The following is a 14,447-nucleotide window of genomic DNA, read 5'->3' on the forward strand; positions in this document are numbered from 1 at the left end:
TCCTCCGATTTTTTACGGGAGATGATGTCCTTTTTCGTGAACGTCGTCACGTGTTTACGATTGAACGGATGTCGTTTCTGATGAAAATAAAAAGGTTAACTCCTCTTTATTTTCAACGAGCTCTGCTAACGTATGCTGTTCGAGTTCTTTAAGAAACGCACGCAAAGCGCGTCCAAGAATCCCTTTTAAGTGACAATTCGGCTCAATCACACATCGTCCTTCTGCCGAAAAACATTCGACGATGTCCATCGGCTCCATCTCACGGACAACTTGCCCGATATTGATCTCCGCCGGATCCTTCGCGAGTCTCAGCCCACCCGTTCGTCCCCGCGTCGACTCGACATATCCCAGTTTCGTCAGCTGCTGCGTGACTTTCATCAAGTGATTTGCCGAAATGCCATAATGATTGGCAATCGCCGGCATCGGCGTAATTTGGCCCCGATGTACACCAAGGTATATCAAGACCCGTAATCCATAATCTGTGTATTGTGTAACCCGCATGCGCGCACTCCTTCCGCTGATGATGCATCAACTATCATGCTCATCCTGATTCACTTTGTTTAGCGTAACATTTTTTGATTGAAATTCTAACATGAAATGGACGATTTCATTGCAAACCAGTTGCTTCTTTATCAAAAATAGGCGAGAATACGCCCACTTCTAAACGGTCAGGGTGAAGCCCGAGTGAAAGTGGGAGATGAATCGCTACCCTCTCTTTCGGGTATATCCTTTGTAAGGAGGTGAACATCATGTTGACTCACAAGGCCTACAAATTCAGAATCTATCCGACAAAAGAACAGGAAATCCTGATCGCGAAGACGATCGGTTGTTCACGCTTCGTCTTCAACCACTTCTTGGCGAAGTGGGATGAAACGTATAAAGCGACAGGTAAAGGGCTGTCCTACGGGTCTTGTTCGAAAGAACTCCCGTCGTTGAAGCAGGCGTTCGACTGGCTGAAAGAAGTCGATAGCACGTCTGTGCAAGCGAGCGTCAAACATCTTGCCGATGCCTTTGACCGCTTCTTCAAGAAGCAGAACGAACGACCCCGCTTCAAGTCGAAGTGCAACCCTGTTCAATCGTATAAGACGAACATTCAAGGCAAGTCTCAACTTCCAGAAGTCTCGATCGTCGGCACCAAAATCAAAATTCCAAAGCTGAAGTGGGTGCGCTTCGCTCATTCGAGGCAGGTCGTCGGACGCATCTTGAACGCGACCATCCGGCGTAACGCTTCAGGAAAATACTTCGTCTCCCTGCTCGTCGAGCAGGAGAGCAACGAACTGCCGAAGACGGGCTCATCCGTCGGCGTCGATGTCGGGTTGAAGCACTTCGCCATCCTGTCGGACGGCACGGTATACAAGAACGACCGTTACTTCCGTTCGCTTGAGAAGAAGCTGGCGCGCGAGCAACGCAAGCTTTCTCGTCGTCAACGGTTGGCCTTGGACAAGAAAGTGAAACTTTCCGAGGCGAAGAACTATCAGAAGCAGAAGCGGAAGGTCGCCCGCATCCACGAGAAGATCGCGAACAAGCGAACCGATTTCCTGCACAAGGTATCGACCGAGATCGTCAAAAACCACGACGTCATCGGCATCGAGACCTTGCAGGTGAAGAACATGCAGAAGAATCGTAAGTTAAGCAAGTCTATCTTGGAGGTCAGTTGGTCGGAGTTCTTCCGCATGCTCGGATACAAGGCGGAATGGTACGGGAAGACCGTCGTGAAAGTCGGCAAGACCTTCGCCTCTAGTCAACTGTGCTCCCGTTGCGGACATCAACACAAAGACGTGAAACATCTTGGTTTGCGTGAATGGACATGCCCGAGTTGCGGCATCCATCACGACCGCGATGTGAACGCAGGACTGAACCTCAAACGAGAAGCTGAACGCCTCTTAGCTTCTTCAACCGTCGGGACGACGGGGTTAGCCTGATCAGGTTTCGACCGTTAGGTCGGATGACTCAGGAATCCTCCACCTCTAAGCGAAGCGTAGGTGGAGGTAGTTCAATTAGTGAGCATACGTATTCGATTTGAAATCGGATTGCTATTTTTTTAAAATGAAACCAAAAAAGATGGGGCTGACTTTTACGTCAACCCCATCTTCGATAAACCATCCGTTATTTCTTTTTCATCTCGTGTAATACTTCATTGAACCGGTCCGCATAGTTCGTAAAGACACCCGTCACCCCGTAATCAAGCATCCGTTCCATGTCGACTTTTTCGTTGACTGTATAGGGGTGGAGCAACAACCCACGCTCCCGAATCATCGCTGTATTTTCCCGTGTCAATCCTTTAAAGGACGGTCCGAGTCCGACTGCGTACGTCTGTAGCTCGTCGAGTGCTTCAGGTGTCATCGCTTTGACCGTCGCTGCATCCATCAATTGAACGAGTGGAAGACGTGCATCAAGCTGTTTGACTTTCAACAAACTTTCTTGACTGAACGATTGAATCATGACTTGCCCCGGTTTAACGCGATCGCTTGAGAGACCATGGCGTTGTAATGTTTTCAGTAGTTTTTCTTCCATGCCCGGGTAGACTTCAGGTGATTTTGTTTCAATATAATAGTTCGCATGTTTGCCATACGTATCAAAAATCTCATCGAGTGTCGGAACTTGCAGTCCCTTATATTCAGCCTTCGCATATTCAGGGTTCGCGGTATTGAACCAGCTTCCTGCATCGAGGCGTTTGATTTCAGCAAGCGTCTTGTCTTTGACGGCGCCTGTTCCGTTTGTCGTCCGGTCGACCGTCTCATCGTGCATCGCAATCAGCTTACCATCTTTCGTCATCTGTAAATCGATTTCGATGTAGTCGGCTTTTAATTTTTTATGACTTAATTGATACGCCATCATCGTATGTTCTGGTGCATAACCAGAAGCACCGCGGTGGGCGATGTTGACGACTCGATCCGGATCGAGTAACCCGTGTTTCTGTTGATGTGCCGAAGCATCGATGCTTCCAAAACTTGTTGCAACGAGTGCTCCTGTAAGTACGGTAACGCCAATCTGTTTCATCATGTTGTATTTCCCCCTTAAAAGTAACTTACAGACTGAATCTTACGCTGTGACTGTGAAGGAAACATGTAGTGCGGATGAAGAAGCTTTTAGAAACGATGACAACGATGTAATACTAAAAAAAGAATATCTCTGTCAATTATTAAGCGCACTTCTAATCGTGCTCTTCTTGTATGGTACACTTTGAATAGGGAATTATTCCCTGTAACTTCAACATCACTCAAGGAGGGCTCCAGTATGAAAGCAGCAGTATGGTACGGGCGAAAAGACTTACGAGTAGAAGAAGTTGAATTAGCAGAAATGAAAGACAACGAAGTTCAAGTAAGGGTCGCATGGGCTGGGATTTGCGGAAGTGACTTGCATGAGTATGAAGAGGGTCCCGTTTTCATGCCTAGTCAAACAGAAGATATGTTGACGGGTCAGAAGACTCCATTAACCATGGGACATGAGTTCGCTGGAGTAGTCGAAAAAGTCGGCGCAAAAGTCTCTGGAATCAATCCAGGTGACCGTGTTGCGATTAATCCGACTTTGACACACGGCAACAAACATGAAGATGTAGATATATATGATGGGTTCAGTTTTATTGGATTACATGGAAATGGCGGATTTACTCGGTTTGCGAACGTCCCACAAGATAACGTGTATATCTTGCCTAAATCGTTATCCCTTCAAGATGGCGCTTTAGTAGAACCGATGGCCGTTGCCGTGCAAGCTGTGAAAGAATCTGGTTTACAATTTGGTGATACAGTTGCAGTATTTGGAGCTGGTCCGATTGGTTTAGTAACGATCGTAGCTGCAAAAGCTGCTGGAGCAAGCAGAATCATTGCTCTTGACCTTTCAGAAACTCGTCTAGAAAAAGCGAAAGAGATGGGGGCAACAGATACAATTAATCCAGGTGAAGTAGATGCAATCGAAGCGATTAAGGGCTTAGAAAAAGAGGGTGTCGCTATTACTTTTGAAGTAGCAGGAGTTGGTCCCACTTTCAAACAGGCGATTGATGCGACAAAAGCGAGAGGCACTATGGTGATCGTCTCGATTTTTGCAGGTCCTATCGAATGGAATCCGATGCAACTGACCGGAAGTGGCGTTAAAATCACTTCAACTATCGCTTACTCCCCAACTACTTTCCAACAAACCGTCGATTTGATGGGGACAGGTCAACTTAAACCACAAGGTATAGTGACGGATCAGATTCAATTAGAAGAGATTGTCGAAAAAGGGTTCGAGACCTTAAGCAATGACAAGTCTCAAGCTAAAATCCTAGTTGAACTGAGCGGCGAGCTGTGAAATGTTCGAACCGTGCCGACCCTGCTCCTCGTGTCTGAGGGCAGTACGGGAAGAATGAATCTTTCTTCGGATGACATGATTTAGTCTAAAAAACAGGCATTCCCCTATTCCCTAGGAGAATGCCTGTTATTTTTAAGGTTTACGCTTCAAAAATCAACGACTCTGGGTCTTCAAGTAAATCTTTGATGTGTTTCAAGAACGTCACGGCTTCTTTTCCGTCCACGATCCGGTGATCGTATGAAAGTGCGACATACATCATCGGGCGGTTTGCCATCCGTTCTGCATCGATTGCAACGGGGCGTAAGTTGATTGCATGCATCCCGAGAATCGCAACTTGAGGACCATTCAAGATTGGTGTCGACATCAATGAACCGAATGTCCCACCATTCGTGATCGTAAACGTCCCACCCGTTAGGTCAGACAGACCTAATTTATTGTCGCGTGCTTTAACAGCCAAACTGATGATATCTTTTTCAATCTCACCAAAGTTCTTTTTGTCCGCGTCACGGACGACCGGAACGACGAGTCCGTCTGGAGCAGACACGGCGATGCCGATATCATAGAATTTCTTAAGGACGATTTCGTCGCCTTGGATTTCAGCATTCAAGTACGGCATTTTTTTCAGTGCTGCGACGGCTGCTTTCGTAAAGAAGGACATGAAACCAAGTTTGACATCGTTGTCTTTCACGAATTTTTCTTGGCGTCGTTTCCGTAATGCCATCACGGCCGACATATCGATTTCGTTGAATGTCGTCAACATCGCTGCCGTCTGTTGCACTTCGACGAGACGGTTGGCAATCGTCTTACGACGACGTGACATTTTAATCCGCTCTTCCGGTTTACCTGGAGCTGCTTGTGCCGGTGCTGCTTGTTTTTCCTTTACAGGTGCCTGCTCACGAGGTGAAACTTCGAACGTCGCGACATCTTGGACACGAATCCGACCGAGTGGGTCTTGTGTCGCCACTTGTGCGAGATCGATTCCTTTTTCCCGTGCCAATTTCCGAGCCGCCGGAGAAGCGATCGGACGATCAGCCGCTGATGTTTTTTCAGTTGCTGCGACTGCGACCGGTTGTTCTTTTTCAGGTTGCTTCGCTTCTTCTTGTTTCGGTTCTGCTTTTGGCGCTTCTGCTTTTGGCGCTTCCGCTTCTCCACCAACCGTGATGATGGCGATTGTTTCCCCGACACGTACCGTATCCCCTTCTGCTGCCATCACTTCTGATAATGTTCCCGCTTCGTCTGACGGTACTTCGATGTTTACTTTGTCCGTTTCCAGTTCAACGATTGCTTCCCCTTTTTCTACGTGATCGCCCGGTTGTTTCAACCACGAAGCGACCGTCCCCTCTGTAATTGATTCGGCAAGTTCTGGTACTTTGATTTCCATCGTTTTTGTCCCCCTATGACTATGGTTCAATCTCTGCTAAATCGCTTTCGTTACGCGTTCGTATTCGACGCTTCTTGTTCGTTCTCCGTCCGTGCTGCTGTCCGAGTCAACGCATCATGAATGATACGCGCTTGTTCGACTTTGTGACCGGTCGGATCTCCTTCAGCTGTACTCGACCGGCGTCTACGACCGATGTAACGGACTTGTGTGATTCCGTTAGGTGCGACGGACTCAAGGCGTGGTTCGATATAAGACCACGCGCCCATGTTCTTCGGTTCTTCTTGGACCCAAACGACTTCTGTCACATTCGGATAACGCGCGACTAACTCTTTCAACTGTTTCGCCGGGAACGGATAGATTTCCTCGACGCGGACGATATGCAGCCAGTCATATGACTCGTCCGACTTCGCGAGTGCATCCGCTAAATCAATCGCAACTTTACCCGTTGCGAACACAAGACGTTCGACGCGTTCCGGTGATTGACCTAACCCCTCTTGTTCGACGATTCGCTTGAACGAACCCGACGTCAATTCCGACAAGTCAGATGTCGCAAGCGGATGACGAAGTAAACTTTTCGGCGTCATCACGACGAGCGGACGGACTTCGTCTTTGCCGAGAATGGCGGCTTGGCGACGCAACAAGTGGAAGTACTGCGCTGCGCTCGTGACGTTTGCGACGGTCCAGTTCTTTTCACCGGACAATGTCAGGAAACGTTCCAAGCGACCACTTGAGTGTTCTGGACCTTGCCCTTCGTACCCGTGTGGCAAGAGCATGACAAGACCTGATGTTTGACCCCACTTCGCGCGACTTGCGGCGATGAATTGATCAAAGATAACTTGCCCTGAGTTTGCAAAGTCACCGTATTGCGCTTCCCACAAGACAAGTGTCTCTGGCGCAAAGACGTTATATCCATATTCAAACCCGAGTACGCCAGCTTCCGATAACGGACTGTTATAGACGGCGAATGATGCTTGCGCTGATTCTAACTCATGCATCGGTGAGAACGATTTCCCTGTTTTCACGTCATTCAAGTTAATGTTACGTTGTGCAAACGTTCCCCGCTCCGAATCTTGACCGCTGAGACGGATTGGTGTGCCATCTGACAGGATTGAAGCAAAGGCAAGCGTTTCGGCATGTCCCCAGTCAATTCCCTTGTTCGTCGTTAAAGCATCCGTTCGCCGTTTTAAGACTTTTTCAAGCTTATGGAAGACCGTGAACCCACTCGGCCATGCGAGTAGCTGGTCATTGTAATGAATCAATTTATCCTTCTCGACCCCCGTCTCAATCGACGGAACCCCTTTGAATACGACATCCGGCATGATGCCCCCGTATTCTTTTTCGACGTTTGGTACTTTTTCGCGCGCCGCTTTCATCACATCACTAATCTCAGCTTCGATCGTTTTGACTTCCTCTTGCGATACTTCCCCGCGTTCGACAAGATCTTTTGCATAGAGGACACGCGCTGTGTCATGGTTATGGATCAACTCATACAGGACCGGGTTCGTATTCATCGGCTCATCCATCTCATTGTGACCAAACCGGCGATATCCGATTAAATCAATCAAGACATCCTTGTTGAACTTCGCACGGTATTCGCTTGCTAAGAGCGCGACTGCTAAACAGCTTTCCGGCTGATCCGCATTGACGTGGAAGATCGGAATCTCATAACCTTTCGCTAAGTCACTCGAATAACGTGTCGACCGTGAATCGGTTGGCTCTGTCGTGAAGCCAATCGTATTGTTGGCGATGATATGAATCGTACCGCCCGTGTTGTACCCCTTCAAGTTCGTCATGTTCAAGGTCTCTGCGACAATTCCTTGACCAGGGAAGGCAGCATCACCATGAATTAAAATCGCGGCTGCTTTATTTTGACTTTGCGTCGGCATCCCCTTGCCGGAGCGATCGTCTTGCGCCGCCCGCGTGAACCCTTCGACGACAGGATCGACGAACTCGAGGTGTGACGGGTTGTTCGCAAGTGTCACGCGGACGTTCGTCGATTGTTGTTCCATTTTGCGATTGAGCCCGAGGTGATACTTAACATCGCCTGTCCAACCATACGTAATTCCGATTGACCCTTCTGACGGGACAAGGTCATGATTTGGCGCGTGCTGGAACTCTGCGAAAATCATTTCGTACGGTTTCCCGAGCACGTGAGCGAGCACGTTCAAGCGTCCACGGTGAGCCATCCCGATATTGATCGTTTCTGAACCGTTCGCAATCAAGTGACCGATAATCGTATCAAGCAATGGAACCATCGCGTCGAGTCCTTCGATTGAAAAACGTTTTTGTCCGACATATGTTTTATGAAGAAACTTCTCGAACAACTCCGTTTCAGCTAGTCGTTTGAAAAGTTGTTTCTTTTGGTCATTCGTCAGTTTCGCCGTCAATGCACCTTGTTCGACTTTTTGACGTAACCATTTCTTTTCGTCTAAATCATCAACGTGTTGGAGTTCGACTGCCGCCGCTCCCGTATATTGCGCTTTTAAGTGCTCGATTGCTTCGAATGCGTCCGAAAGACCTGCAGGTGGATCTGGACAAACGAGTGAGACCGGCATCGTCCGTAAATCTGCCTCCGTTAATCCGAACTGCTCTAATTCAAGCAATTCGTTCTCACGCGGATGATCTTTCAACGGATAAATATCTGCCGCAAGGTGACCCTTCGCCCGAATGCGTTCTGCGAGACGATGCGCGGCTAAATATTTTTCGAAATCCCCTGTTTCTACGTGCACTGGTGTGACAGTTTCTGTGACCGGAGCACCGTGTGTCTCAAAATAAGCACGCGTCTCTTCGTCAATCGAAGAAGCATCTTCTAAAAATCGTTCGTACATCTCGATGATGTACCCAAGGTTCGGTCCATAAAATGCTTGTTGCTCCTGTTCCCGGCTTGCCATGTACGGTTCCCCCCGTTTCATTCATTTCACCCTTTGAGCTGCTCAACACAGCCCGTTCCCAGCTCTCTACCTGTTAGCGCTTTCAAATATAGTGGCATAAAAAATCAACAGTGGCACGTCCTCTATGAATTGAGAGGGATGACCACGATTGAAGGCGTTTATACCAAAGTGTTTGCCTTAGTTATTATCTTACTACTTCTTAAGCCTCAGTGCGTTTCGAATTCCCAATTTCTCTGTGCTAAATGTATAAGTTTTTCTTATGATGTCAGCATCAGTGATTTATGATACAAACATTTCTTTCACGGTAATGTCAATTTTGCACACGAAAAGAAACGCCCATGCCTATCTTTCAGGCACCGGCGTCCTCATTTACAACACTTTACTTAAAAACGATTGGGTCCGTTCATGTTGCGGAGAATCAAACAGTTCACTCGGAACATTCTCTTCGACGATATAGCCGCCGTCCATAAAGAGTACGCGATCTCCGACCTCACGGGCGAAGCCCATTTCATGTGTCACGACAATCATTGTCATCCCTTCGATCGCCAATTGTTTCATGACTTCAAGGACATCTCCGACCATCTCCGGATCAAGTGCCGATGTCGGTTCGTCGAACAACATGATTTTCGGATTCATCGCGAGTGAACGGGCAATCGCGACCCGTTGTTTCTGACCTCCCGAGAGTTCTCCAGGATAGTTGTCCGCTTTTTCACGGAGCCCTACCTTATCAAGTAATGCAAGCGCACGTTCCTTCGCTTGTCCCTTTTCCGTTTTACGGACTTTAATCGGTGCGAGCATGACATTATCTAAAACCGTCTTATGCGGAAAGAGATTAAAGTGTTGAAAGACCATCCCGACTTCTTCTCGGACTTTATTGATGTCGACTTTCGGGTCCGTAATATTGTGCTTATCGATGATGACTGTCCCACCTGTAATGTCTTCCAGACGATTCAGACAACGAAGAAACGTACTTTTCCCGGAACCAGATGGACCAATGACGCAAACTACTTCTTTCTCTTCTACTTCAACGGAGATATCCTTTAGGACTTCATTTTTTCCGAATGACTTTTTTAAGTTATCTACTTGAATGATACTCATCGTAGCGTAAACCTCCGTTCCAAGAATTTCGCTAACATCGACAGCAGATAGATGATGACGAAATACATTAAGCCGACGACGGACCAGACGATGAACGGTTCAAACGTCGTCGCTTGCTGGACTTGTCCTTGTTGCGTCAAATCGGCGATGCCGATAATCGAGAGCAACGAAGTATCCTTTAAACTAATGATCGATTGGTTCGTAATGGTCGGCAACATTCTCCGAAAAGCTTGCGGTAAAATGATTTGGACCATCGTTTGACGGCCCGTCATCCCGAGCGATCGTGCGGCTTCGGTTTGACCTTTGTCAATCGACTGGATGCCGGCCCGGATGATTTCTGCAAAATAGGCCCCCGCATTGATTGCGACCGTCAAAATCCCCGCGTACATCCGGTCCATCGATAACCATTCGAGTGAGTTCAAACCAAAATAAATGAAGAACAGTTGAACGATGAACGGTGTCCCACGGATCACATCGATATAAACGATCGCGATCCCATTTAAAAGTTTTAATGGAGACAAGCGCATCAAGGCAACGATGAGACCAATCAAGAATCCTGCGATGACGGCGATGATAAAGATATATAAGGTAACTTGTAACCCATCTAAGAAAAACGGAAATGCAGCTTTTGCTACTTCCATCAGCAGCTCAACTCCCTCATCATTCACTCAATCGGGTGATTATTTTAAATAACGATCAACGATTTTGTCGTACTCGCCACTGTCTTTTAAATTCGCTAAACCTGTATTGATTTTTTTCATCAAGTCTTCGTTTTCCCCTTTAAGGACGGCAATCCCGTAATTATCTCCATTTAAACGATCTCCCACGAGTTTCAGACCAAGGTTTTGTTGTTTGTTGGCATACGAGATGACTGGATAGTCTTCAATCAAGGCTGCTGCATTCCCATTTTTGACTTCCTGGAACATCGCTGGACTATCATTGAATTGTGTAACTTTAATGCCTAGCTTATCCGCGTTATCCGTTGCATACTTTGCCCCCGTCGTCCCTTTTTTAACTGCCACGCGTTCCCCTTTTAAATCATCAACCGACTTGATGTCATCATTGTTGTCTTTGACGACAAGAATCAGTCCGGCTTCAAAATATGGGTCAGAGAAGGTAACGACTTTTTCACGTTCCGGTGTGATACTCATCCCGGCAATCGCGATGTCGAGTTGATCCGCCTGCAGAGCAGGAATGATTCCGCTAAAGTCCATCGCTTCAAATTCAATCTTGAAGTTTTGGTCGTCTGCAATCGCTTGAATCAAATCGATATCGATTCCTTTGTACGTATCCCCGTCCTTGTACTCGAATGGTGGATAGGTGACGTCGATCCCGACTTTGTACGTTTTGTCCTCTGACGATGAATCATCATTTGAACCGATGCTACACGCACTTAATACGAACAGACATCCCATCAATAAAAATAAGATAGAAAAACGTTTATTCATCCTTTTTACCCCCTTCTTTTGAAGGCACGGCCCTCTATTAGGATATTTTCCTTAATAATGGTCCCTTTGAAACATGTTTTAGTAAAAAAACTGAATTATCTGAAAGAAAACTAAAAAAGTCGCGATTTTCGATCTAACCGCTTCCTAGTGGAAAGCAAACAGTAGCGACCCTGCAGCTTCGCTGTAGCGGCGCGATGTTTGCCACAGGAAGACGCTTAGGAAGGAAAGAGAGAACAAAAAAAGATGGAAAATCACATGCAAGTGACCTTCCATCTAGTTTGTCTATAGTCTGTGACCTACTAACAGGTCTTCAACTTATGGAAATGCCGCCGAGAGGACTTGAACCTCCACAGTGTTGCCACCACTAGATTCTGAGTCTAGCGCGTCTACCGATTCCGCCACGACGACATGACTTATATGATTGTAGAATACGAAATGGACTGATTTTTGTCAATCCATTCCTTCCGCTTCATACACTTTCATTTGTCATGCTGACAATACGCGCCGAACAAATGCCTCGACGACTTCATCGTATCGATCGGGTGCTTCAAAATAAGCCATTGCATGTGCCGCATTCGGAATGACGACGAGTTCCTTCTTCGTTTGGCAAGCATCATACAGTTCATAGACCATCGATGTCGGAACGAACGTATCTGCATCCCCATGAATGAATAAGATCGGTACCGCCGCCTTTTTGACTTGTTTTAGTGCGGAAGCTTCACTGAAGAAGTAACCAGCCTTTAATTTCGTCAATAAACTCGTCATCGCAAGGAACGGAAAGTGCGGCAAACGATACATCCGTTTCATCTGATAGGCGAGGACTGCGTTGACTGATGTATAAGCACAGTCGGAGATGATGCCTTTGACTTGAGCAGGTAATGTTTCTCCGCTCGTCATCAAAACCGTCGCCCCCCCCATCGATACACCATGTAAAAAGATGGAAGAATCCGTTCCGACACGTCCGACTAAATAGTCGATCCAGCGCAGACAGTCTTGCCGGTCATGCCAACCGAAACCGATGTAATTTCCGTCACTTTTTCCGTGACCACGATTGTCCGGCATCAACACATGAAAACCCGCTTGATGATACAGATAGGCGAATCCTGCTAAGTCCGTTCCGACACCACCGTAACCATGTACGAGAATGACGACTCGATCGGACGCAACGAGTGGCGGTAAGTAATGTGCGCGAAGGGTCAATCCATCATGTGCTTGCGTCGCGACGAGTTCTAACGGTTGTTCCTTAATCCATGTCTGACCCGGTTGCATCAATCGGACCATCTCGTCACTTAAATCACGGTTGTTCGTCAAGAAGGGTTTCGGATTCGTTGCGATCGCCATTTCGTAAAAGTAATAGCTTGCTGCAAGCATCCCTGAACCAATCACGCCTAAACCAATTTTTGTACCTGTTCGCATCCGGTCCTCACTCCTTGTTGTTATAGTTCGATTTCTAGTTGAGCTGACGACTCTGGATGATCATCTTGTAATATGTGCTGGCGCAACCGTTGTTCATGCTGCGCCTTCCGGTAAGCGAATTCGCGAATGAGCTCTTGCCCCGCAAATCCTTCTTCAACGATTTGCGCTAATAATTCGGTCTCCATCTCGACCATCTCGTCTGGATTGCGCATGACGAGGACTTGTCCGACTTGCGCAATCATTACTTCATCCGTCAGTCCGAGTGCATCATAAAAAGGTTCTGGTAACGTCATCCGGCGTGTTTCCGGATTGATGTAGATTCGCTTATATGCACCAAGCGATTGAAAATGTCGTGTCGCCATATGAAATCTCCTTAGTTGAATGTCATATCAAGCCGTGAATCTTTTCCTTGAAGCGTCACTGTTGCCGTCGCACCGTTGACGAGTGTCAATTGGGGCGGCTGATGACCGATGTCTAAATCATAAAAAATCGGCAGTCCTGTCTCTGTTGCAATCATTTGGTAGACATCCAGTAATGCATAATCTTCGATTGCCTGCCCTGCGCTTGTTCGACCAAACAAAATACCAGTTGCGTTATCAAACCAGCCGGCAAGATGCATCTGCATCAAGGAACGGTGAAGATCAGTCGCGCTGGCTTCACAGGCTTCGAAGTACCAAAGAATCGGTTCACCCCCGAGTTGTTGTTCTTGAAATGCACGGACATCGCCATAAGGCGTACCGATTAAATGACGGACGGTTTCGAGGCATCCTCCGAGAAGTCGACCCGTCACCTGAGTGATGGATGGATTCAGGGTTTTCCATTCCGTCGGTTGATCGAAATGGAACATAAAGCGCTCAGGGCGCACGTCGTGATTCCAGGCTGTTTGAAACCTTGTCGACATCCACTGGGTCACGGAACCATCACGCGGTGTTGCAAGCACGCGACGCCAAGCAGCTGTCGTCTCGTCCCATTCTTCACTTCTCAACTCAAGCACGTTCGGACCATGTGCTGTCGCAATCCCCGTTTTTACGGTAATTGCGAACAAGACCGTACTCGTATCTGAATATCCGAGTAACCATTTCACCGGCAGCTCATAAAAGTCTAGATGCGGTAATACATCCAGGGCACGTTCGCCACCAAACGGCGGCAGGATCGCATCGATATTTGGGTTTTGGAACATCTGCATCAATTCAGATGCCCGAACCGATGCTGTTGTACTCTGTGCTTTCTTTTGTGTCCAAACCGTATCACCAATCATCGTCTCCATCTGACGATCCTCTAAACGTAACTTGGATTCTTCGAGTAAAGGATGGAGCGCATCAGGTAAGCCGGAAGATAATGCTGTTATACCAATCGTTTGCCCTGTCCAGCCGAAAAATGGATACCTCATCTTCTTCCTCCTTCAATTAACGATTAATTTTCTAAATCGATGATTTCTGATTTTACAAATTCACCAATCTGCTCCACACGTCGACGGAATCGTTCGATTGGGACGATTCGTGCCTCGCGGTGCATCTCTTTTCCGTCTAAAAACAAAAGTAAGACAGGGGCGGTGAAAATGGATAACGCTCCTGCAATTTCGGGAACGTCCGATACATCGACACGCGCCGATCGAATTTCTGGGTGTTCCAACATGATGGGTTCGATTTGTGGGAACAAGGATTCACAGACGGAACAATTCGGGCTTGAGACGTATAAAAAACTAGCACCCTGAACCGAATACCAGGACTGCACGGCATCAATGGACGTCAATCGTGTAAACTCAACCATCAACAAGACCTCCTTTTAAAAAATGTTGCTCTTATTATACCGCTCTTCGCATAGAGAAACCAAATTTCGTGCTAGCGTTCCCGTGACACAGCAAATGAAAAAACACCTAAAACTGCTTCGGTGACATCTCTCACGCGAAGCAATTTCAGATGTTTT

The 14,447-nt window shown here is 47.3% G+C and carries 13 protein-coding genes and 1 tRNA gene; 2 read left to right on the forward strand and 12 right to left on the reverse strand.

What is annotated here, in order from left to right; all coding sequences use genetic code 11:
* Positions 1 to 54 precede the first annotated feature (54 nt).
* Positions 55 to 501 (reverse strand): Rrf2 family transcriptional regulator, encoded by a 447-nt coding sequence (locus tag AC0VYQ_RS08780; RefSeq protein WP_475403432.1) that lies wholly within the window; start codon positions 499 to 501, stop codon positions 55 to 57.
* A 248-nt stretch (positions 502 to 749) separates the two neighbouring features.
* Between AC0VYQ_RS08780 and tnpB the strand changes: the two genes are divergently transcribed.
* Complete coding sequence (gene tnpB, locus AC0VYQ_RS08785) at positions 750 to 1,922, forward strand: IS200/IS605 family element RNA-guided endonuclease TnpB (RefSeq protein WP_475403433.1); 1,173 nt, start codon at positions 750 to 752, stop codon at positions 1,920 to 1,922.
* Between the two features lie 184 nt (positions 1,923 to 2,106).
* On the opposite strand, the gene AC0VYQ_RS08790 is transcribed toward tnpB, so the two are convergent.
* A complete protein-coding gene (locus AC0VYQ_RS08790) occupies positions 2,107 to 3,003 on the reverse strand; it encodes a glycerophosphodiester phosphodiesterase (RefSeq protein WP_475403434.1) in 897 nt (298 codons plus the stop codon).
* Positions 3,004 to 3,237: 234 nt separating this feature from the next.
* Here AC0VYQ_RS08790 and AC0VYQ_RS08795 point away from each other — a divergent pair, with 234 nt between their 5' ends.
* Positions 3,238 to 4,287 (forward strand): 2,3-butanediol dehydrogenase, encoded by a 1,050-nt coding sequence (locus tag AC0VYQ_RS08795; protein ID WP_214891914.1) that lies wholly within the window; start codon positions 3,238 to 3,240, stop codon positions 4,285 to 4,287.
* Between the two features lie 139 nt (positions 4,288 to 4,426).
* On the opposite strand, the gene odhB is transcribed toward AC0VYQ_RS08795, so the two are convergent.
* From odhB to AC0VYQ_RS08845, 10 genes are all read right to left on the reverse strand, one after another.
* On the reverse strand, positions 4,427 to 5,668 hold the full coding sequence (odhB, locus tag AC0VYQ_RS08800) for a 2-oxoglutarate dehydrogenase complex dihydrolipoyllysine-residue succinyltransferase (protein ID WP_475403435.1): 1,242 nt from the start codon (positions 5,666 to 5,668) through the stop codon (positions 4,427 to 4,429).
* Between the two features lie 50 nt (positions 5,669 to 5,718).
* Positions 5,719 to 8,580 carry a 2-oxoglutarate dehydrogenase E1 component gene (locus tag AC0VYQ_RS08805; protein ID WP_475403436.1) on the reverse strand — a complete coding sequence of 954 codons (2,862 nt, stop codon included), beginning with the start codon at positions 8,578 to 8,580 and terminating at the stop codon, positions 5,719 to 5,721.
* 348 nt (positions 8,581 to 8,928) lie between these two features.
* Positions 8,929 to 9,657, reverse strand: a complete 729-nt coding sequence (locus AC0VYQ_RS08810; protein ID WP_475403437.1) for an amino acid ABC transporter ATP-binding protein — start codon at positions 9,655 to 9,657, stop codon at positions 8,929 to 8,931.
* Complete coding sequence (locus tag AC0VYQ_RS08815) at positions 9,654 to 10,298, reverse strand: amino acid ABC transporter permease (protein WP_088837249.1); 645 nt, start codon at positions 10,296 to 10,298, stop codon at positions 9,654 to 9,656. The genes AC0VYQ_RS08810 and AC0VYQ_RS08815 overlap by 4 nt, the downstream gene beginning before the upstream one ends.
* 39 nt (positions 10,299 to 10,337) lie before the next feature.
* A complete protein-coding gene (locus AC0VYQ_RS08820; RefSeq protein ID WP_029330452.1) occupies positions 10,338 to 11,105 on the reverse strand; it encodes a transporter substrate-binding domain-containing protein in 768 nt (255 codons plus the stop codon).
* Between the two features lie 324 nt (positions 11,106 to 11,429).
* Positions 11,430 to 11,513, reverse strand: a tRNA-Leu gene (locus AC0VYQ_RS08825).
* Positions 11,514 to 11,591: 78 nt separating this feature from the next.
* Positions 11,592 to 12,521 (reverse strand): alpha/beta hydrolase, encoded by a 930-nt coding sequence (locus AC0VYQ_RS08830; protein WP_215115373.1) that lies wholly within the window; start codon positions 12,519 to 12,521, stop codon positions 11,592 to 11,594.
* Positions 12,522 to 12,541: 20 nt separating this feature from the next.
* Entirely contained in the window at positions 12,542 to 12,883 is a 342-nt protein-coding gene (locus AC0VYQ_RS08835; RefSeq protein ID WP_214845102.1) for a hypothetical protein, read from the reverse strand.
* Between the two features lie 11 nt (positions 12,884 to 12,894).
* Positions 12,895 to 13,911: a S66 family peptidase gene (locus tag AC0VYQ_RS08840; protein WP_475403438.1), complete on the reverse strand. Its 1,017-nt coding sequence runs from the start codon at positions 13,909 to 13,911 to the stop codon at positions 12,895 to 12,897.
* 23 nt (positions 13,912 to 13,934) lie between these two features.
* The gene (locus AC0VYQ_RS08845; RefSeq protein WP_088837254.1) at positions 13,935 to 14,291 is read right to left on the reverse strand and encodes a thioredoxin family protein; all 357 of its coding nucleotides are present in this window, start codon (positions 14,289 to 14,291) and stop codon (positions 13,935 to 13,937) included.
* Positions 14,292 to 14,447: the final 156 nt, after the last annotated feature.

It is taken from the genome of Exiguobacterium sp. QJM3NY_9, assembly GCF_056173545.1.